This window comes from Micromonospora sp. NPDC005710 (assembly GCF_040630995.1).
Lineage (GTDB): Bacteria > Actinomycetota > Actinomycetes > Mycobacteriales > Micromonosporaceae > Micromonospora.
In genome coordinates, this window is sequence record NZ_JBEXYP010000039.1 from 1 (window position 1) to 20412 (window position 20412).

Annotated in this window: 18 protein-coding genes and 1 pseudogene; 14 read left to right on the plus strand and 5 right to left on the minus strand. The window is 71.5% G+C overall.

Annotation, left to right across the window (positions count from 1 at the left end; translation table 11 throughout):
* Positions 1-120 precede the first annotated feature (120 nt).
* Positions 121-2169, minus strand: a complete 2049-nt coding sequence (locus tag ABZ406_RS30005) for a penicillin acylase family protein (protein ID WP_357768779.1) — start codon at positions 2167-2169, stop codon at positions 121-123.
* Between the two features lie 311 nt (positions 2170-2480).
* Between ABZ406_RS30005 and ABZ406_RS30010 the strand changes: the two genes are divergently transcribed.
* Genes ABZ406_RS30010 through ABZ406_RS30025 form a run of 4 tightly spaced genes read left to right on the plus strand, consistent with a single transcriptional unit; the run spans position 2481 to position 7769 of the window.
* Positions 2481-4019 carry an aspartate aminotransferase family protein gene (locus ABZ406_RS30010; RefSeq protein WP_357768781.1) on the plus strand — a complete coding sequence of 513 codons (1539 nt, stop codon included), beginning with the start codon at positions 2481-2483 and terminating at the stop codon, positions 4017-4019.
* Between the two features lie 35 nt (positions 4020-4054).
* The gene (locus tag ABZ406_RS30015) at positions 4055-5332 is read left to right on the plus strand and encodes a lysine N(6)-hydroxylase/L-ornithine N(5)-oxygenase family protein (RefSeq protein WP_357768821.1); all 1278 of its coding nucleotides are present in this window, start codon (positions 4055-4057) and stop codon (positions 5330-5332) included.
* On the plus strand, positions 5329-5925 hold the full coding sequence (locus ABZ406_RS30020; protein WP_357768783.1) for a GNAT family N-acetyltransferase: 597 nt from the start codon (positions 5329-5331) through the stop codon (positions 5923-5925). The genes ABZ406_RS30015 and ABZ406_RS30020 overlap by 4 nt, the downstream gene beginning before the upstream one ends.
* Positions 5922-7769: an IucA/IucC family siderophore biosynthesis protein gene (locus ABZ406_RS30025; protein WP_357768784.1), complete on the plus strand. Its 1848-nt coding sequence runs from the start codon at positions 5922-5924 to the stop codon at positions 7767-7769. The genes ABZ406_RS30020 and ABZ406_RS30025 overlap by 4 nt, the downstream gene beginning before the upstream one ends.
* A 17-nt stretch (positions 7770-7786) precedes the next feature.
* Here ABZ406_RS30025 and ABZ406_RS30030 read toward each other — a convergent pair whose 3' ends face one another.
* Entirely contained in the window at positions 7787-8260 is a 474-nt protein-coding gene (locus ABZ406_RS30030; RefSeq protein WP_357768786.1) for a MarR family winged helix-turn-helix transcriptional regulator, read from the minus strand.
* Positions 8261-8397: 137 nt separating this feature from the next.
* Here ABZ406_RS30030 and ABZ406_RS30035 point away from each other — a divergent pair, with 137 nt between their 5' ends.
* Together ABZ406_RS30035 and ABZ406_RS30040 are read left to right on the plus strand one after the other, a co-directional pair.
* The gene (locus tag ABZ406_RS30035; RefSeq protein ID WP_357768788.1) at positions 8398-8958 is read left to right on the plus strand and encodes an NAD(P)H-dependent oxidoreductase; all 561 of its coding nucleotides are present in this window, start codon (positions 8398-8400) and stop codon (positions 8956-8958) included.
* Positions 8959-9060: 102 nt separating this feature from the next.
* On the plus strand, positions 9061-10344 hold the full coding sequence (locus ABZ406_RS30040; RefSeq protein ID WP_357768790.1) for an MFS transporter: 1284 nt from the start codon (positions 9061-9063) through the stop codon (positions 10342-10344).
* 159 nt (positions 10345-10503) lie between these two features.
* On the opposite strand, the pseudogene ABZ406_RS30045 reads toward ABZ406_RS30040, so the two are convergent.
* A pseudogene (locus tag ABZ406_RS30045) lies at positions 10504-10849 on the minus strand (GNAT family N-acetyltransferase).
* Between the two features lie 133 nt (positions 10850-10982).
* Here ABZ406_RS30045 and ABZ406_RS30050 point away from each other — a divergent pair.
* Positions 10983-11645, plus strand: coding sequence for a fasciclin domain-containing protein (locus ABZ406_RS30050; RefSeq protein WP_357768792.1), 663 nt, complete (start codon positions 10983-10985; stop codon positions 11643-11645).
* Positions 11646-11697: 52 nt separating this feature from the next.
* On the opposite strand, the gene ABZ406_RS30055 is transcribed toward ABZ406_RS30050, so the two are convergent.
* Together ABZ406_RS30055 and ABZ406_RS30060 are read right to left on the minus strand one after the other, a co-directional pair.
* The gene (locus ABZ406_RS30055; RefSeq protein WP_357768794.1) at positions 11698-12717 is read right to left on the minus strand and encodes an aminoglycoside phosphotransferase family protein; all 1020 of its coding nucleotides are present in this window, start codon (positions 12715-12717) and stop codon (positions 11698-11700) included.
* Positions 12714-13787, minus strand: coding sequence for a LacI family DNA-binding transcriptional regulator (locus ABZ406_RS30060; protein ID WP_357768796.1), 1074 nt, complete (start codon positions 13785-13787; stop codon positions 12714-12716). The genes ABZ406_RS30055 and ABZ406_RS30060 overlap by 4 nt, the downstream gene beginning before the upstream one ends.
* Before the next feature lie 202 nt (positions 13788-13989).
* Between ABZ406_RS30060 and ABZ406_RS30065 the strand changes: the two genes are divergently transcribed.
* From ABZ406_RS30065 to ABZ406_RS30095, 7 genes are all read left to right on the plus strand, one after another.
* Complete coding sequence (locus tag ABZ406_RS30065; protein ID WP_357768798.1) at positions 13990-14226, plus strand: cupin domain-containing protein; 237 nt, start codon at positions 13990-13992, stop codon at positions 14224-14226.
* Positions 14219-14935: a cupin gene (locus ABZ406_RS30070; protein ID WP_357768800.1), complete on the plus strand. Its 717-nt coding sequence runs from the start codon at positions 14219-14221 to the stop codon at positions 14933-14935. The genes ABZ406_RS30065 and ABZ406_RS30070 overlap by 8 nt, the downstream gene beginning before the upstream one ends.
* A 256-nt stretch (positions 14936-15191) precedes the next feature.
* Complete coding sequence (locus tag ABZ406_RS30075) at positions 15192-16148, plus strand: ABC transporter permease (RefSeq protein ID WP_357768802.1); 957 nt, start codon at positions 15192-15194, stop codon at positions 16146-16148.
* A gap of 23 nt (positions 16149-16171) precedes the next feature.
* Complete coding sequence (locus tag ABZ406_RS30080) at positions 16172-17176, plus strand: ABC transporter substrate-binding protein (protein WP_357768805.1); 1005 nt, start codon at positions 16172-16174, stop codon at positions 17174-17176.
* Positions 17177-17219: 43 nt separating this feature from the next.
* Positions 17220-17975, plus strand: a complete 756-nt coding sequence (locus ABZ406_RS30085; RefSeq protein ID WP_357768823.1) for an ABC transporter ATP-binding protein — start codon at positions 17220-17222, stop codon at positions 17973-17975.
* A 38-nt stretch (positions 17976-18013) separates the two neighbouring features.
* Positions 18014-19165: a Gfo/Idh/MocA family oxidoreductase gene (locus ABZ406_RS30090; RefSeq protein WP_357768807.1), complete on the plus strand. Its 1152-nt coding sequence runs from the start codon at positions 18014-18016 to the stop codon at positions 19163-19165.
* Positions 19162-20316 carry a dihydrodipicolinate synthase family protein gene (locus tag ABZ406_RS30095; RefSeq protein WP_357768809.1) on the plus strand — a complete coding sequence of 385 codons (1155 nt, stop codon included), beginning with the start codon at positions 19162-19164 and terminating at the stop codon, positions 20314-20316. The genes ABZ406_RS30090 and ABZ406_RS30095 overlap by 4 nt, the downstream gene beginning before the upstream one ends.
* The last annotated feature ends 96 nt before the right edge of the window (positions 20317-20412 follow it).

A 20412-nucleotide genomic window follows, 5' to 3' on the forward strand; every position in this document is an offset into this window, starting at 1 on the left:
CGCCTCGCCGACCTGGGTCTGCTCGGCCAGTTCGGCGCGGGTCCGCTCGGCGCGGGTGTCCTGCCTGGTGATCTCGGCCAGCACGATCCGGGACCCGCACCCCGGCGGCGGCCGGTGCCGTCAGTGCCGTTCCTCGGCGAGCTGGTCCCAGTCGGTGACGACCGGCAGGAGGTCCCCGGCCAGCCAGGCGGTGCTCTGGTCGTCGTGGTGCGGGTCGCCGGGCACCCCGCACGCACCCTGCGGAACCACCCAACGGCTGTCCGAGCGGCGGGCCAGGTCCCAGACGAAGCGCGCCGCCGGCCCGCGGAAGCACCAGTGGGTCACCCCGGGGACACTGGAGGTGGCCAACACGCAGTCGTGGTCACCGTCGAGCCGGGGGCCGGGCCCGGTGTCCGGGCCGGGCAGGGCCCGCCACGGCGCCAGCCGGTGCAGGTCACCCCACGACGGCGGCTCGACCGTCGCGTCGGCGACCTCCTCCGCGGCGGCGCGGACCAGCGCGGCGATGTCCACACCCGGCAGTGGGGTCGCACCGAGCAGGTGCTCCAGCGCGTAACCGACGCGCGGCGTCAGTGCCAGCCAGGGCGCGAACACCTCGGGGTACGCGGGCGGCTCGGCCAGCGCGGCCAGCGCCGGGTGGGCGGCGATCCGGCGTACGACAGCCGCCCGCAGGATGGCGTAGGCCGCCGCGTCGGTGCTGTCGGCGGCCATCCGGCGATCCCAGCGCAGCAGTCGTTCCCGCAGCGCGGCGGCGGTCGGACCCAACCCGGTCAGGCCTTCCAGCACGGTCAGCAGCGGCCCGGCCGCGCCCAGGTACGTGTCGGTGTGCACGGTGGCCAGCTCGTCCGCCGTCCAGGCCGACCGGGCGTCGAGAAGGTCGGCGATGCGGTGCGCCCGGTGCGGTGGGGCGAACTCCACCCCGAGCGGTGCCGCCAGCCCGCGCTCGTTGGCCATCACCGACCGGCCGACCACCTCGGCGCGGGGCATCGGTGCGTGCCAACCCTGCCAGGCGTACGCGGCGTCCCACCCGGGGACCACCCGCCGACCGTTTCCCGGGTGCCGTACCGGCACCGCCCCGGCGACCCGGTGCAGCAGGCCCCCGGCGGTGTCCGCCGCCTGCACCACGTTCACCGGCTCCACCCAGTGCCGCAGCGCGTGGTCCACGTCGGCGACGGTGCGGGCCCGCAGCAGCTCGGGCAGCGTCGCGAAACCGAGGTCGCCTCGAACCCGGGGCGGGTAGCGCAGGCTGACGGCCGTCTCGTCGTCCGGCCCGCCGGCGATCACCGGACCACGCTCGGTCTCCACCACCTCGACCTCGACCGGGTCGGCCCCGGCCACCTCGATCGTCTCGACGTGGCGGTGCACCTGCCGCCAGCCGTCCGGGCCGAGCGCCTGCACCCGGGGGCCGTCGCGGCGCAGCCGCTCCGCGTACACGTCCTGGTAGTCGGCCATCGCGTTGGTGATCGCCCAGGCCACCGCACCGGTGTGCCCGAAGTGCGCGATGCCCGGCACGCCCGGCACCGCCAGCCCCACCACGTCGTACTCCGGGCAGGCCAGCCGGATCTGCTGGTAGACGCCGGGATCCTCGATGAAGCGGTGCGGGTCGCCGGCGAGCAGCGCGGCCCCGGTGCCGGTGCGCTCGGCGGCGAGCAGCCACCCGTTGCTGCCGGCCACGGCCGGGCCGTCGGTGGCGAAGCTGTCGACCGCGTCCGGCCCGAGGCGCTGCGCCACGTGCTCGCGCCAGAGCTTGCCCGGGAAGCCGGCGAACAGGATGTGATGGCCCAGCCAGACCGCCAGCGGGGTCCACGGCTCCCACCGACCGGGGCGCAGGCCGGTGGCGGCGAACTCCGGTGACCGGGCCGCCCCGCCGGCGAGGCCGGCGTTGACGCCGTCCACGTAGGCACCCACCCACTTGGCGGTCGCCGGGTCCAGCGAGGTGTGGCAGCGGCGCGCGGTGTCGTCGAGCCGTACCTGCCTGACGAACCGGTCCCAGTCGAGCGCGTCGGGGCCGAGGAACGCCGCACTGGTGCCCCGGGCACGGTGCCGTTCGACCTCGATCTGCCAGGCCCTGTCGTACGCGGTCACCCGGCCCTGCGCCTCCGCCAGCGCCAGCGGGTCGGTGGCCCGCAGGTGCGGCACCCCCCACGGGTCGCGGAACCGCCGGGCGTTCATGTCAGTCTCCCGGCGGCGGTGGCGGGGAGCAGGTCGGTGCGGGCTGACTGACGGCCGGGGCGATCCGGGCGGGTGACCGTGTCCCAGGTCGGCACTGAAAGTGCTGGTCTGGTGACGGCGGGTGTGGCGTCCAGTGTGGGCTCCGGGGTGGTGTGGCACGGCGAACCGATGTTGACAATGACCGAGGTTAGGCTAACCTAACTCAGCAACGCGAAGAAGGTCAGCCGAACGGCAGCACTGCCCCCGAGGCACGACCGCCCCGGGGGCGGTTTCTGGCTGCCCCTCGTCGAAAACCTGGAAGGACACCGCCCGTGACCGTGCCGACGTACCCCGTCGAGACCACCGCGCCACCACCGGCGCCGGCCACCGCGCGGGCACACCTGCTGCACGACGGCTCCGTCGAGCAGTATCGGCGCACGATCGCCGACGGCGTCGACCGGGTGGCCCGTCGGGTGGCCACCGTGGACCGTCCCGGAACCGGGATCACCCCGGCCGAGTTGGCCCCCCTGATCGACCGGGTGGACCTGGACCGTCCGCTGGGCGACGCCAGCGCCGCCCTGGACGAGCTGGAGAACGTCTACCTACGCGACGCCGTCTGGTTCCACCACCCCCGATACCTCGCCCACCTCAACTGCCCGGTGGCCATCCCGGCGCTGCTCGGTGAGGCCGTGCTCAGCGCGGTGAACTCCTCCCTCGACACCTGGGACCAGAGCGCCGGAGCCACCCTCATCGAGCGGCGGCTGATCGACTGGACCGCCGAGCGGATCGGCCTCGGCCCCCGCGCCGACGGCGTCTTCACCAGTGGTGGCAGCCAGTCCAACCTCCAGGCGCTGCTGTTGGCCCGGGAAGAGGCGTGCGCCGACGCCATCGGTCCGGCGGCACGCGCCGACCTGCTGCCCCGGCTGCGGGTGCTCACCTCCGTCGCCGGGCACTTCAGCGTGCAGAAGTCCGCCAAACTGCTCGGCCTCGCCCCGGACGCGGTGATCGCGGTGCCCACCGACGCCCGGCGACGGATCCGGCCGGCCGCCGTGCGCGAGGAGATCGCCCGGTGCCGGCAGGCCGGGCTGGTGGTGATGGCAGTCGTCGCCACCGCCGGCACCACCGACTTCGGCTCGATCGACCCGCTCGCCGACCTGGCCGGGATCTGCGCGGCAGCCGGCGTCTGGCTGCACGTGGACGCCGCGTACGGCTGCGGTCTGCTCGTCTCGCCGACGCGCCGGCACCTGCTCGACGGCATCGAGCAGGCCGACTCGGTCACCGTCGACTTCCACAAGTCGTTCTTCCAGCCGGTCAGTTCCAGTGCGCTGCTGGTCCGCGACCGGCTGACGCTGCGGCACGTCACCTACCACGCCGACTACCTCAACCCGGCCCGGATGGTGGAGCAGCGCATCCCCAACCAGGTCGACAAGAGCCTGCAGACCACCCGCCGCTTCGACGCTCTGAAGCTCTGGCTCACCCTGCGGGTGATGGGCCCGGACGCGCTCGGCGGGCTTTTCGACGAGGTCATCGAACGGGCCGCCGACGCCTGGCAACTGGTCAGTGAGGACCCGCGTTTCGAGGTGGTGACGCGCTCCGAGTTGAGCACCGTGGTGTTCCGCTACCTGCCCACCGGCCCCGGCCGGGAGCTGGCCGACGCCGCGAACCTGCACGCCCGGGAAGCCCTCGCGGCGTCCGGTCTCGCAGTGGTCGCCGGAACCCGCGTGGACGGCCGGCACTTCCTGAAGTTCACCCTGCTCAACCCGGCCACCACTGTCGACGACGTCGGGTACGTGCTCGACCTGATCGCCACCCACGCCGGCCGGTACGTACACGACCACGTTGACGCCGACCTGACCTGCCCCGTCGGCTGACGCCGGTGACCGCGAACCCGCGTCTGGAGACCCCGATGTCCACCCACGACTTCATCGCCATCGGGTTGGGCCCGTACAACCTGGGCCTGGCCTGCCTCACCGCGCCCATCGAGGACCTCGACGGGGTGTTCCTGGAGGCCCGACCGAGCCTCGCCTGGCACCCCGGCATGCTGCTGGAGTCGGCCCGGTTGCAGACCCCGTTCATCGCCGACCTGGTCAGCCTCGCCGACCCGACGTCGCCGTACTCCTTCCTCAACTACCTCAAGGAGATCGGCCGTCTCTACCCGTTCTACATCCGGGAGAGCTTCTACCCGCTGCGCAGCGAGTACGACGCGTACTGCCGGTGGGCGGCGGCGAAACTGCCGAACCTGCGCTTCGGCCAGACCGTGACCACAGTCGAGTACGACAGCGCCGACGAACGGTACGTGGTGGCGGCCAGCACCGGCACGGGCGAGACGGTGGAGTACCGGGCCCGACACCTGGTGCTCGGCACCGGCACCCCACCACACCTGCCCCCGGCAGTGGCCGGACTGCCCGGCGACGCCGTGCACAACTCCCGCTACCTGGAGCACCGGACGGCGCTGCGCACCAAGCGCAGCATCACAGTGGTGGGCAGCGGGCAGAGCGCCGCCGAGATCTACCACGACCTGCTCGGCGACATCGACAGGTACGGCTACCAGCTCAACTGGGTGACCCGGTCGCCGCGGTTCTTCCCGCTCGAATACACGAAGCTCACGCTGGAGTTGACCTCCCCGGATTACGTGGACTACTTCCACGCGCTGCCCGAGGCGACCCGCTACCGGCTGGAGTCCGAGCAGAAGGGCCTGTTCAAGGGGATCAACGCCGACCTGATCAACGACATCTTCGACCTGCTCTACGCGCAGAGCGTCGACGGGCCGGTGAACACCCGGCTGATCACCAACACCGAGTTGGTCAGTGCCGACCACCACGACGGGCAGTACACGCTGGGGTTGCGTCAGGTGGAGCAGGAACGCGACTTCGCAGTGCGTACCGAGGGCCTCGTCCTGGCCACCGGCTACCACTACCGGGTGCCCGAGTTCCTGGCACCGGTACGGGACCGGATCCGCTGGGACGCGCACGGCCGCTTCGACGTGGCCCGCAACTACAGCATCGATCACAGCGGGCGGGGCATCTTCCTGCAGAACGCCGGCACCCACACGCACAGCATCACCTCACCGGACCTGGGCATGGGCGCCTACCGCAACTCCTGGATCATCAGCGAGCTGCTCGGTCGGGAGCACTATCCGATCGAGAAGAGCATCACCTTCCAGGAGTTCGGGGTGTCGTCGTGACCACCGTCTTCACCCACTTCGACGACGGGCTCGGCGAGTTCACGCTGCGGCCGCTCGACCCGGACGCCGACGCGGCGCTGCTGCACACCTGGGTGACCCACCCGAAGGCGGCGTTCTGGATGATGCAGGACGCCGACCCGGCCCAGGTCACCGAGGAGTACCAGCGGATCGCCGCGCACCCGCACCACGACGCCTACCTCGGACTGTGGCGGGGGAGTCCCGCCTTCCTGGCGGAGCGCTACGACCCGGCCCACGTCGAGCTGGTCGGCCGGTACGACCACCAGCCCGGTGACGTGGGCATGCACTTCCTCTGCGCGCCCGTCGACGCGCCCGTGCACGGCTTCACCCGCGCGGTGATCGGCTCCGTGATGGCGTGGCTGTTCGACGACCCGACGACCCGGCGGGTGGTGGTCGAACCGGACGTGCGCAACACCGCGGTGCACGCGCTGAACGCCGCCGTCGGCTTCACCGTCGTGGGCCCGATCGCGAAGCCCGAGAAGGACGCGCTGCTCAGCGTCTGCACCCGAGCCCAGTTCCAGGCCGCTGCCGACCACGCCGCCGCCGACACCCGAACCGAAGGAGCCCCGGCGTGACCACCACCGCCGTCCCCACCCACCCGCCGGTCGCCACCGCGCACAGCGCCCCGGGCGACCCGGTCGGGCACCTCACCCCGCAGCGTTGGGCCCGGGCCAACCGGCTGCTGGTCCGCAAGGCGCTCGCCGAGTTCACTCACGAGCGGCTGCTCAGCCCGGAGGCCGTCACCGGCCCCGACGACAGGCAGTGGTACGAGGTCCGCAGCGACGACGGCGCGGTCAGCTACCGGTTCGCGGCGCGGCTGTTCGCCCTGGCGCACTGGCAGATCGACGCGGACAGCATCACCCGACACCGCGACGGCGCGTCCCTGGCCCCTGACGCGGTGGACTTCATCGTCGAACTGCGCGACACCCTCGGGCTTCCCGCGCGGGTGCTCCCGGTCTACCTGGAGGAGATCACCTCGACGCTCGCGGGTACCGCGTACAAGCTGGCCCAGGCCGCACCGAGCGCCGCCGAGCTGGCCGAGGCGGACTTCCAGACCATCGAGACCTCGATGACCGAGGGCCACCCCTGCTTCGTGGCGAACAACGGCCGGCTCGGCTTTGGCGTCGACGAGTACCACAGGTACGCCCCGGAGGCCGCCGCGCCGGTGCGGCTGGAGTGGTTGGCCGCGCACCGGGACCACTCGACGTTCAGCAGCGCCGCCGACCTCGACTACGACACGCTCATCGAGGGCGAGTTGGACGCCGGGACCCGGGCCCGGTTCGCGGCGACGATGGCCGAACTCGGGCTGGACCTGACCGACTACCACCTGATCCCGGCGCACCCGTGGCAGTGGTGGAACAAGCTGGCTGTCACCTTCGCCGGGGAGCTGGCCGAGCGGCGGCTGGTGCACCTCGGGCCCGGGCCGGACGTGTACCTCGCGCAGCAGTCCATCCGCACCTTCTTCAACGTCAGCGAGCCGGGGCGGCACTACGTCAAGACCGCGCTGTCGGTGCTGAACATGGGCTTCATGCGCGGGTTGTCGGCGGCGTACATGGCGGCCACCCCGGCGATCAACGACTGGCTGGCCGACCTGATCGCCTCCGACGAGGTGCTGACCGGCACCGGCCTGACCGTCATCAGGGAGCGGGCCGCGGTGGGTTACCGGCACCGCCAGTACGAGGCGGCGACGGACCGCACCTCCCCGTACCGCAAGATGTTGGCCGCCCTGTGGCGGGAGAGCCCGGTGCCCGACCTGGCGCCGGGGCAGCGACTGTCCACCATGGCCGCGCTGCTGCACGTCGACGACGAGGGCGGCTCACTGGCGGCGACGCTCATCGCCCGGTCCGGCCTGGCACCCGAGGTGTGGCTGCGCCGCTACCTGGACGCCTACCTCACCCCGTTGCTGCACAGCTTCTACGCTCACGACCTGGCCTTCATGCCGCACGGTGAGAACGTCATCCTGGTCCTCGACGAGCAGGACACGGTCCAGCGGGTGATCTTCAAGGACATCGCCGAGGAGATCGCGGTGATGAGCGACTCGGTCGAGCTGCCGGCGGAGGTGGAGCGGGTCCGCGTCGAGGTGCCCGACGACACGAAGCTGCTGAGCATCTTCACCGACGTGGTGGACTGCTTCCTGCGGCACCTCAACGCGGTGCTCGTCGAGGCCGGTGTGCTCGGCGAGGACGACTTCTGGCGTACGGTCGCGGCCTGCGCCGCCGACTACTTCGACCGCGTGCCGCACCTGGCCGAGAGGGTCCGCCACTACGACCTGTTCGCCCCGGAGTTCACGCTGTCCTGCCTCAACCGGCTGCAGTTGCGCAACAACCAGCAGATGATCGACCTGGCCGACCCGTCGGCAGCTCTCCAGTTCGTCGGCACCCTCACCAACCCGCTCGCCGCCCACGCCCCGGCCCGGTGACCGGGCCGGCGCCCGGCTCAGTCGGTCGGCTCTGCCGTTCCGGCCCGTTGGAACGCGCGGGCCAGTCGGGCGAGGTCGACGCCCTCGAAGTGCTGGAGGAAGCGGCGGCGTACGGCGGCCAGGTGGCTGGGCCAGGACTCCTCCAGGCGGGCGAAGCCCGCGTCGGTGAGGACGGCGTTCCAGCCGCGCGCGTCCTCCTCGCACCGTTCCCGCCGGACCAGGCCCTGCGTCTCCAGCCGGATGATCGTGCGGGTCATGCCGCTCAGGGAGAGATGGCAGAGACCGGCAAGCTCGTTCATGCGCAGCCGCCGGCCCGGAGTCTCGGAAAGGTTCATCAGCGCCGTGTACTCGGTGAGCGGTAGCTGACGGTCACCGACCATGTCCGCGTCGATTGCCCGGGGCAGGACGTGCATCACCTGACCCAGCGCGCGGACCAGCGATTCCTCGTCGGGGGAGAGGGGTTGCGGAGTCGCCGTGGAGGGGTTGGCCATCCGCCCATCCTACTTGCTTGACTCAGCAAACGCTTACCCTCCGTGTGATCACACCCATAGGCGAGATATTTGCTTGACCAATCAAGCAGAGGTTAGCGTTCCGGTCGTCAGGCAAGGACCTCTGAAAGGCGCCACACATGACCAGGATCGGGATCATCCTCGGAAGCACCCGCCCGGGGCGTAACGGCGAGGCCGTCGCCCGCTGGGTGCTCGACATCGCCAAGCAGCGCACCGACGCGGAGTACGAGCTGATCGACCTGCTCGACTACCAGCTGCCGCACCTCGACGAGGCGTACCCGCCCTCGATGGGCCAGTACACCCAGCCGCACACCAAGCGGTGGGCCGAGACGATCGCGTCGTTCGACGGGTTCGTCATGGTCACTCCCGAGTACAACCACTCGACCTCGGGTGCCCTGAAGAACGCCATCGACTTCCTCTACGGCGAGTGGAACAACAAGGCTGTCGGCTTCGTCAGCTACGGCTCGGTCGGTGGGACGCGCGCCGTCGAGCACCTGCGTCTGATCTCCGGTGAGCTGCAGATGGCCGACGTGCGCTCGCAGGTCGCGCTGTCGCTCTTCACCGACTTCGAGAACTTCAGCGTCTTCAAGCCCAACCAGTTCCACCAGGACTCGTTGACCGCCACGCTCGACCAGGTGGTCGCCTGGAGCACCGCGCTCGCGCCGCTGCGCAAGGGCTGAGGGTTTCCGCGTACTCCGGAAACGGCCACGGGGAATCCCGCGGCCGTTTCCGGGCGTCACCACGGCCGGCGTCGGACCGCCGCGTTCACTACCCTTGGCCCGATGAGCCGGTTTGCCGCCGTCGGTCGGGTTCCGCTCTGGAAGGACCGGACCTTCGGCACGTACTGGGTCGCGCAGTCGCTCTCGGCGGCGGGTGACTCGTTCGCCTACCTGGCGGTGCCGCTGCTGGTGCTCCAGGCGACCGGGTCGGTGGCGAAGATGGGCCTGCTCACCGCCGTCGCGGGCGCGGCGGCCGTCGTCGCCGGGATCTTCGGTGGGGTGCTCGTCGACAGGTACGACCGCCGCACCCTGATGATCGTGGCCGATCTGGCCCGGCTGGTGCTCTACGCGGTGGTGCCGCTGGCCTGGCTCGCCGGCCCGCAGGTCTGGCTGCTCTTCGTCGTGCTGCCGATCTGCGAGGCGGCCGGCATGGTGTTCCAGGTCGCCGCGGTGACCGCGGTCCGCAACCTCGTCGACTCCGACCGGATCACCGAGGCCAACGGCCGGTTGCAGGCGACGTACGCGGCAGCGGCCGTCCTCGGGCCGCTGCTCGCCGGTGTGGTGGCGGCCCGCTTCGGCCCGGCTACCGCCATCGCCGTCAACGCGGCGAGCTTCGCGCTCTCGGCGGCCGGACTGTGGCTGATCCGACTGCGCCCCGTCCACGTGGACGAGTCGGTGGCCCGGCAACGCCCGCTGGCCGAATTCCTGGCCGGGGCGCGGTTCCTGTGGCGACAGCCCGTGCTGCGCGCGCTGACCGTCCTGTTGTCGGTCTTCATCTTCCTCACCTACGGCCTCGTCGACGTGCTGATCTACCACGTCACGCACGACCTCGGCGGCTCCGAGGGCACCGTCGGCACGGTGCTCGGCCTGGCCGCGCTGGGCACTGTCGCCGGTGCCCTGCTGGTGGCCCCGCTGCGCCGCCGACGCGGCTTCGGCGCCACCTGGATCGGCGCGCACGCGATCTGCGGCCTCGCCGTGGCGGGAATCGGCATCGCCACGAGCGTTCCCGCGGTCACCGCGGTGACCGCCGTGTACCTGTGCTGCCTCAGCATCGGTGGGATCTGTTCGATGTCAGTGCGTCAGGAGATCACCCCCGATCACCTGCTGGGCCGGGTCACGTCGGCGTTCTGGAGCACGCACTACGCCCTCGGTCCGGCGGGTGCTGTCGTGCTGACCTGGGCCGCCGGCCGCTACGGCGCGCCGGCGGTCACGCTGGCGTCGGGCGCGGGGTGCCTGCTGGTGGCGGTCGGTGGCCTCTTCACCCCGATCCGCCGTGCCGGCGCCGCGCCAACCGCCGGCCAGCCCGGGCTGCGCCCGGCCCCGGCCGGCGGCACCGTCTCTGGTTGAGACGCTATGGAGCTGATGTCGTAGACGATTCAGACGGCAGGGACGCTTCGGGTGGCGGGGAGATCCGGGCGGCCCGGCCGACGGCCGATTCGTTTGTGACATCAGCTCCAAAGGAGCCGACCACCACCATGGCCTCCCGAGCGAGCGGAGTGTGCGCGGTCAGAACTCCTGGTACATGACGTGCAGGCCGGTGCGGCCGAGGGTGGGGTGACGGAACGCGCCCGCCGACCCGTTGCTCTGCACCACCGCGTTGAACTGCATACCGGCGTACCCCTGCTGGCGGGCCCAGCCCGGGCCGGTTGGTGCCCATCTTCGCGGTGCCCAACACCCGTTCGCCGTCGACCGCGACGACGGTCCGCCCCGGCGCAATCTCCACCCACATGCCGTACGACTGCTCGGCGGTCATCGCCGGGTCGTAGGGGAACGTCTCCTGTGCCCTGATCACCTCCTCGATGATCGGCCACACCTGCGACCAGTCCCCGTCGACGAACTCCCGAATCAGCACCCGGGGAGGTTAGGCCCTGGCCGGAGCCCGGACAATCGGTTATCGGCTTGTGCATCCGCGCGGCCTACCTGGTGCGAAGCATGGATCGTGACGAGACGTCACGGATCCGGTCGCTTCGACGAAAGGTTCGCTGATGAAGATCGCACGACTCGCCGCCCGGATGGCGGTGGGTGCCGTGGCCACCGCACTGGCCACCACCGCAGTCGCGGTTCCGGCCGCCCAGGCCACCAGCAAGCCCAAGCCGCTCGGCACGACGTCGCTCGCCCAGGTGCTCACCCGGGACAGCAGCGGCTTCGACCGCAACTCCCGGGACTTCGACGTGCTCACGGCGGCCGTGCTGGCCGTGCTGGAGGCCAAGCCGAACTCCCCGGTCAAGGTGCTCACCGACGGCACCGTGGCGCTTACCGCGTTCATCCCCACCGACGCCGCCTTCCAGCAGTTGGTACGCGAGATCACGCAGGCCCGGAAACTGCCGAGTGAGAGCGCCGCATTTACGGCAGTGGCCGGGTTGGGCATCGACACCGTCGAGTCGGTGCTGCTCTACCACGTGGTCCCGGGCGCCACGATCGACCGCCGGACGGCGGTCCGGGCCGACGGCACGGACCTGACCACCGCGCTCGGTTCGACCGTCGAGGTCGACGTGCGCACCTACCTGCACGTCTTCCGGCAGGTGCGACTGGTCGACGCGGACACCGACGACCGTGACGCGCGGGTCGTCTCGTACGACGTCAACAGGGGCAACCGGCAGATCGCGCACGCCGTGGACCGGGTGCTGCGCCCGATCGACCTGCCCTGAGCCGTTGCGGGTGGCGTTCGACAACGCCTCGGACGCCACCCGCGCCGGGCCGTCAGCCCGAGGTGAGCGCGGCGAGTTCCTCGTCGAGCAGGGCCGCCAGCCGGGCGTGACGCGCGGGGTGGCTGCGCGCGGTCATCCCTCGGCTGGGCATCTCCACAGTCATCAGCAGGTAGAGGTGCAACCGGTAGAGGCCGAGCCGGCGGCGTGCCGACGCGTCCAGCACCAGCGGTTCGGCCGCGGTGGCCTGGTAGCCGCGCAGCAGGGGGTGTTCCGGCTCGTCCTCGGCCCGCCGGAAGAGCAGCGGCGACACCAGGTCCAGCAGCGGATCGCCGTAGAGGAACCGCTCGCCGTCCACCAGGCCGCGCAGGCGCAACCGGCCGTCCCGGTCGGGCGCGGCCAGCACGTTGCCGTCCCAGCAGTCGAAGTGCAGCAACGCCGGGCGGCGTACCTCGCCGAGGACATCGGCGTGCCGCACCACGAGTGCGCGCAGGCGGTCCGGGGTCAGCGGTAGTCGGACGTCCCAGTCAGCCGCGTCGGCCAGGAGCGCGTCGAGCATCGCCGTGAACGCCGCGGGCCAGGTCGGCCCGGCAGCCCGGTCGCCGTCGTACCCGAACCGTCCACCGGTGACCCGGTGCAACGCGGCGAGGGCCACCCCGAGGTCGTACCGCGCCGGGCCGTCGTCCACAGGGACACCGGCGGTGGCCAGGTCGGACAGCGACCGGCCGGGCAGCATCGCGGTGACCAACCACTCGCCGTACGCCGGGTCGGCGCCCTGCCGGAGGACCGGGGGGACGGGCACCTGCGGCGCCCGCTCCGCGACGAGTCGGAAGTAGCGCCCCTCGGCGGCGCAGAGCCCGCGTTCGTAGCGCAGCAGCGGCGTTCCGGCCGGCGGGGCCAACTTCAGCACCACCCGACTGCCGTCGTCCAGCAGCGCCCACCAGACCGTCGCGTACCCGCCGCCGGTCAGCGGACCCGCGTCCCGCACGCGGGCGTGTGGCCCGAACGACGCGCCGATCAGGTATGCCACGTCGGCGCGCCTGAGCGTCCGTTGGGTCGGGCTGACGCCGGTCACGACGTGGTGTCACCTCGCCGGGCCCGTGGCGCGGAACCCGCCGTGGCGCGGGTGGGTGGTGGGACGGGACCGGCGGTGTCGCGGCGGACCAGTTCGGCCGGAAGCACCTCGACCCGGGGCGTCGGAGCCCCGACGCCGAGCACGAGGGACATCGCCCGCACTCCCATGTCGACAAGAGGCAGTCGCACTGTCGTCAACGCCGGGGTCACGTCCCGGGCGATCGGCATGTCGTCGAAGCCCAGCACCGAGACCTGCTGGGGCACCGCCAGCCCTCGCGCGCGCAGGGTGGCGAGCGCACCGATGGCCATCGAGTCGTTGAGGGCCACGATCGCGGTCAGCTCCGGGTCGGCGTCGAGCAGCCGGGCGGTGGCCTCGGCACCACCGTCACGGTCGAACTCCGCGTACCGGATGCGCCGTTCGGGCAGCTCACGGCCCTGCTCGGTGAGGGCCTGCCGGAGGCCGGCCAGCCGATCGGTAGTGGTGGTCAGGATGCGCGGACCGGCGACCACACCTATCGCCCGGTGCCCCAGACCGCACAGCTCCCGCCCGGCGAGGTAACCACCGGTGCGGTTGTCCGGCATCACGGCGTCGCCGGAGTGCTCGTGCCGGCCGATCACCGCCACCCGCCCGCCGGTGGCCTCGTACGCGGTGAGCTTCTCGTTGAGCTGCCTGGTGAACGCCTCGTCGTGGTAGCCAGAGCCGGCCAGGATCAGCGCCGCCACCTGGTGGCCGCGCAGCAGTTCGACGTACTCCAACTCGCGGTCCGGGTCCCGGTAGCTGTTGCAGATCATCAGCAGCCGGCCCTGGTCGGTGGCGACCCGTTGCAGCCCTCGGGTGATCTCCGCGAAGTACGGGTCGGAGACGTCGTGCACGATCACGCCAACGGCGCTGCGGTGTGAGCGGGCCAGCAGCTGGGCGTGCGCGTTGGGAACGTACTGCAACTCGGCGACGGCGGCGAGCACCCGTTCGCGTAGCTCGTCGGTGACCGGCTTGCTGCTGCCGTTGATGACGCGGGAGGCGGTGGCGGGTGAGACGCCCGCCCGGCGGGCCACATCGGACAGGGTCGCCATGGCCCGCCCCCTCGATCTGTTGACGGCGTTTCGTCGTGCCGGCTAGCGTCACCGTACCGCAGAGAAAGCCCTTTCCCGCAGGGAGGCCCGGCCATTGTCCGAACGCTTCGCGGTACTTCAGCTCGACGATCTTCCCGCTCGACGCTGCTCGTGTGGGACAACCCGCCGGGGGTTCATCGCCGAGAGCGAGGGCCAGGCCAGCGTGCATCTGCTTAACGTGCAGGATGCGGTGACCCACCACCACCGGGTCGCCACCGAGTACTACGTCGTGCTCGCCGGTGAGGGTGAGATCGAGCTGGACGGCGTCCGTCATCCGGCCCGGCCGATGTCCGCGTTCCTGATCAAGCCGGGCTGCCGGCACCGGGCCATCGGCGATCTCACCGTGCTGCTGGTGTCCCTGCCGGCCGCTGACGACACCGACGAGTACTTCGATGCCTGATCGGCTGTCGCCGCTGCCCGGTGGGATCGGGGTGTCCCGGCTGCGCGTCTACGACACGGTGGCCTCGGACGGCCTGGTCGGCGGCACCCCGCACGTGCACCTCTGCTGCACCGAGGGGTACGTGGTGACCGACGGCGCGGGCGCGGTGCAGACATTGACCCCCGTCGGCTTCCGGGAGACACCGTTGCGCCCCGGGGTGGTGGTCTGGTTCGACCCGGGCACCGTGCACCGCCTGATCAACGGGGGCGGGCTGAGCATCGTGGTGCTCATGCAGAACAGCGGGCTGCCCGAGGCCGGCGACGCGGTGCTGACCTTCCCACCCGAGGTGCTGGCCGACCCGGCCGCGTACGCCGCGGCGGCGGCGTTGCCCGGTGGGGGAGCGCCGGGGGCGGACGTGCACGCCGCGTACCGCCGACGGGATCTGGCGGTGACCGGCTTCCAGTCGCTGCGCTCCGGTGGGCCGGAGGCGCTGGCCGCGTTCCACGCCGCGGCGATCGCGCTGCGCCAGCCGTTGCTGGCGCGCTGGCGGCAGCGGTGGGAGGCCGGCGCGGGCCGCGCCGCCGCCGACACCGCCACGCAGCTCGACGCCCTGGAACGGGGGGAGCCGGGGCACCTGGGCGACGCCGGGGTGTACGAGGTTGCCGAGCCGGTCGAGCACGGCCGGTTGGGCATGTGCGGCCTGCTCGACACCTACCCGGCGGCCGGGTGACGGCGGGGTAGGAGTTCCGTTGATCGACTCCGTCTCCCGCAAACCGGGGGCTCCGAAGGCCGTCGACAGCCCGCTTTTCAGGAAGCCGAGTCGATCGTGGACCGAGCGACGAGATACGCGGAAATCGATCCACGAATAGATCGAGGAAAGCCCTTGCCCGGTGCGGAGGGGCCGCCTACGCTCCAGGAAAGCGTTTGCCTGATCTGCCAACCGGCCCGGCCCACGGGCACCGTGCCGGGCCTCGAGGAGGTTCCGCGTGACCGAGAACTCTCTGGACACGGCGGGCCGACAGGCCGCCGTCGAGGCGGAGGGCGATGAGCGGAACGCTGGTTCCGCGCCCGGTGCGCCGGAGCCCATCGACAGTGCGTCCATTGTGGAGGAGCGCCAGGCCGGGAGTGGCCGTGCCCCGCGCTCGACGCTCGGTCGGCGGGCGGTGACCTTCGCCGACTCGCTCTGGCGCCCGGCACTGGTGCTCGCGGTCTTCTTCGCCGCCTGGTGGTTCGTGGCGGCCCGGGAGTACGTCCCGAACTACCTGGTGCCCACCCCCGGTCAGGTCTGGGAGACGATGACCACCCAGTGGTCCGAGCTGGCCCGGCACACACTCGTCACCCTCTACGAGACGGTGCTCGGCTTCGTGCTGGCCGCCGCCCTGGGTCTGGTCACCGCGGTCGCCATCGCCTACTCCCGCACCCTGGACAAGGCGCTCTATCCGATCGTCCTGTTCGCACAGGTCATTCCCAAGATCGCCATCGCGCCGCTGCTCGTGGTCTGGTTCGGTCTCGGCCTCACCCCGAAGATCATCCTGGCGGTCCTCATCGCGTTCTTCCCGGTGGTCATCTCCGGGGTCGCCGGGCTGCGCTCCACCGACCCGGAACTGCTCGACCTCGCCGCCACGATGGGCGCCGGGCCGTGGCGCACCTTCCGCAAGATCCGCTTCCCGAACGCGTTGCCGCACCTCATGGCCGGTCTGAAGGTGGCCGTCACCCTCGCCGTGGTCGGCGCCGTGGTCGGTGAGTTCGTCGGCGCCAGCGAAGGGCTCGGCTACGTCCTGTTGCTGGCCAACGGCAACCTCGACGCCCCACTGCTGTTCGCCGACCTGATCCTGATGTCCGCCATCGGCATCGTCCTGTTCGTCCTCGTCGAGATCGCCGAGGCACTGCTCATCCCGTGGCACGCCAGCCGCCGGGCCGGCGTGTCCCTCACCACCTCCTGACCGACCCCATCACGGAGGCACCGATGAAACGCACCGCCACCACCATCCTGGCCACCGCCGCCCTGCTCCTCGCCACCACCGGTTGCGGTGGGGACGACCCCGCCGGCACCACCAACGCCGACGGCAGCAAGCAGGTCACCCTCACCCTCAACTGGGTGCCCTACGGCGAGCACGCGCCCTTCTACTACGGGCTGCAGAAGGGCTACTACTCGGCCGAGGGCATCGACCTGAAGATCCTGCCCGGCAACGGCTCCGGCAACACCGTCAAGCAGGTCGCCCAGAAACAGACCGACTTCGGCTGGGCGGACAGCCCGGTGCTGCTCAAGTCGGTGGCCAGCGGGATGCCGGTGCGCAGCCTCGGCGCGTACCTGGAGAAGGGCCCGTCGTCGGTGGAGTTCTTCACCGAGGAGAACATCAAGACCCCGGCCGACCTGAAGGGCAAGACCGTCGGCGGCACCCCCGGTGACGCCCTCTACGCCACCTTCCCGGCCTGGCTGGAGAAGAACGGCCTCAAGAAGGACGACGTCAAGGTGGTGAACGTCGACGCCGCCGGCAAGATCGCCGCCCTGGCCGAGGGCAAGGTCGACGCCATCATGGGCTTCTTCCACGACCAGGCGCCCACCATCGAGAGCAAGACCGGCAAGAAGGTCGACGTGCTGCTCTTCGCCGACTACGGGATGAACCTGCTCGGCACCGGTCTGATCGCCAACACCCAGACCCTGCAGAAGGACCCGGAGTTGGCCCGCAAGTTCGTCCGGGCCACCCAGAAGTCCTGGGCCGACGCCGCCCGCGACCCGGCCGGCGCGGTGAGCGCGATGGCGGCCCTGGCCGAGAACGAGCCGGCACCCGAGGTGCTCACCAAGCAGCTCACGCTCAACCTGCCGCTGATCGGCGCGGAAGGCCCGCCCGGGGTGAACACCGAGGCCCAGTGGAGCGAGACCATCGGCCTGATGTCCCGCTACGCCGAGCTGAAGGACGCGGGCGAACCCAGCGCGTACTGGGACTCCTCGTACGCGGCGCAGGGGTGACCCGGTGACCTCCGCGCCGGCAGCCACCGGCACCGCCATCGGGATGTCCGGGCTGACCGTCCGGTTCACCACCCGACGGTCGCAGACGACCGCGCTGGACGACGTGTCACTCGACATCGAGCCGGGCGAGTTCGTCTCGATCGTCGGCCCGTCCGGCTGTGGAAAGTCCACCCTCCTGAAGATCGTCGCAGGGTTGGTCAGGCCGACGAGCGGTGAGGTGTCGCTTCTGGATCGCCCGGTGCGCGGCCCGCAGAAGGAGATCGGCTTCGTCTTCCAGAAGGCCGCGTTGCTGGAGTGGCGCGGCGCCCGGGCCAACATCCTGCTCCAGGCCGAGATGCGCGGCATGGACCGGGCGCAGGCGGCCCACCGTGCCGACGAGCTGATCGAGATGACCGGCCTGACCGGCTTCGAGAAGGCGTTGCCACACGAACTGTCCGGTGGCATGCAGCAGCGGGTGTCGCTCTGCCGCGCGCTGCTGCACTCCCCGCCGGTGCTGCTCATGGACGAACCGTTCGGTGCCCTGGACGCGCTGACCCGCGAGCAGATGAACGCCGAACTGCACCGGATCTGGCGGGAGACCGGCACCACAGTGGTGCTTGTCACCCACTCCATCGCCGAGGCGGTATTCCTCGGCACCCGGGTCGTGGTGATGAGTCCCCGGCCCGGCCGGATCATCCGCACCTTCCCGGTCGAGCTGCCGGCGCACCGCGACTACGCGCAGGTGATGTCGGATCCCCGCTTCGACCGGCTCGCCACCGACCTGCGCGGGTTGCTCGGCAGCGCGGCCGCCAACCACTGAGCGCGGATCGGCACGACCAGCACGACGGAAGGAACACCATGACCCGCAGGTCGATCGGCATCATCGTCAACGGCGTGACCGGACGGATGGGCTACCGGCAGCACCTCGTCCGGTCGCTGCTGGCCATCCGCGAATCCGGTGGTGTGGCGTTGGCCGACGGCACCACCATCTGGCCGGAACCGGTCCTGGTCGGGCGCAACGAGACCAAGCTCCGGGAACTCGCCGAGCGGCACGGTCTGACCGACTGGACCACCGACCTGACCTCGGCGCTGGCCCGCGACGACGTCGAAATCTACTTCGACGCGCAGGTCACCCAGCAGCGGGAGAAGGCGATCCGGCAGGCCATCGAGGCCGGCAAGCACATCTACACGGAGAAGCCGCTGGCCGAGGACACCGCCGCCGCGCTGGACCTGGCCCGGGCGGCGGACGCGGCCGGCGTACGGACCGGTGTCGTGCAGGACAAGCTGTTCCTGCCCGGTCTGCGCAAGCTCAAGCGCCTCATCGACGGCGGCTTCTTCGGCCGGATCCTCTCGGTGCGCGGCGAGTTCGGGTACTGGGTCTTCGAGGGCGACTGGCAGCCCGCTCAGCGGCCGTCGTGGAACTACCGCGCCGAGGACGGCGGCGGCATCGTCGTCGACATGTTCCCGCACTGGCACTACGTGCTGGAGGAGCTGTTCGGCCGGGTCACTGCCGTCTCCTGCGTGACCGCCACCCACCTGCCCGAACGGGTCGACGAGGCCGGTCACGCCTACGCGGCCACCGCCGACGACGCCGCGTACGCCACCTTCGAACTCGACGGCGGGCTGATCGCGCAGATCAACTCGTCCTGGGCCGTGCGGGTGTACCGCGACGAACTGGTGGAGTTCCAGGTCGACGGCACCGAGGGCAGCGCGATCGCCGGCCTGCGCAACTGCCGGGTGCAGCACCGGGCGGTCACCCCGAAGCCGGTGTGGAACCCGGACCTGCCCGCCACCGAGGACTTCCGCGCCCAGTGGGCCGAGGTGCCCGACAACGAGGACTTCGACAACGGCTTCAAGGTGCAGTGGGAGGCGTACCTGCGGCACGTGGTGGCCGGCGAGCCGTTCCGGTGGGACTTCCTGGCCGGTGCACGCGGCGTGCAGCTCGCCGAGCTGGGGCTGCGCTCGGCCCGCGAGGGCTGTCGCGTCGAGGTGCCGGAGCTGCGGTCATGACCGCAGCCGAGGTGGTGCTTCCGGGCGGGCGACGACACCGACTGGCCGGGGGGAGCGGCTTCGACCCACCGGACGCGCCGGCGACCACCCGGATCGCGTACGCCGCCGCGCACGTCGTCGCCGACCCGAGCGGGGAGAACGTGCCCGGTGCCCCGGCGGCCGTGGACTGGGACACCACCCTCGCCTTCCGGCGGCACCTCTGGTCGTACGGGCTGGGGGTCGCCGAGGCGATGGACACCGCCCAGCGGGGGATGGGGCTGGACTATCCGGCCACCCGGGAACTGATCCGGCGGAGCGCCGCCGAGGCCCGTGCGGTGGGCGGGCGGATCGTCGCCGGGGTCGGCACCGACCAGCTGCCGGCCGGCCCGGCCACACTGGCCGCGGTCACCGCCGCGTACGCCGAGCAGCTCGACGACGTCCGCGCCGCCGGGGCCCGACCGGTGCTGATGTGCAGCCGGCACCTGGCCGCCGCGGCGCGTGGCCCGGAGGACTACCTGCGGGTGTACGACGACCTGCTGAGTGCCACCGACGAACCGGTGGTGCTGCACTGGCTCGGGCCGATGTTCGACCCGGCGTTGACCGGCTACTGGGGTGCTGTCGACCTGAACCTGGCCGCCGACACGGTGATCGAGCTGATCAGGGCCCACGAGTCCACAGTTGACGGAATCAAGGTGTCACTGCTGGACGCCGACCGGGAGATCGCGTTGCGCCGCCGCCTGCCGGCCGAGGTACGTCTCTACACGGGTGACGACTTCCACTACCCGGAGCTGATCCGGGGTGACGACGTGGGGCACTCCGACGCGCTGCTCGGGGTGTTCGCGGCCATCGCCCCGGCCGCCGCCGCCGCGCTGGCCGCCCTCGACCGGGGCGACCTGACGGCGTACGAGAGGATCTTCGCGCCCACGGTGCCGCTGGCCCGGCACCTGTTCGCGGCGCCGACCTGGCACTACAAGACGGGGATCGTGTTCCTGGCCTGGCTGGCCGGGCACCAGGACCACTTCACGATGGTCGGTGGCGCGCAGTCCGGCCGCTCTCCGGCGCACCTGGCGACCCTGCTCACCCTGGCCGACGCGGCCGGGTTGCTGCCGGACGCCGACCTGGCCGCCGCTCGCGCCCGCGCGTTCTTCGCAGTGGCGGGGGTGGCCCAGTGAGCGCGAGGAGTGAGCCGGTGTTGCGAGCCCCGCAGTCGCGAGCGAAGACCAGCCCAGTGAGCGCGAGGAGTGAGCCGGTGTTGCGAGCCCCGCAGT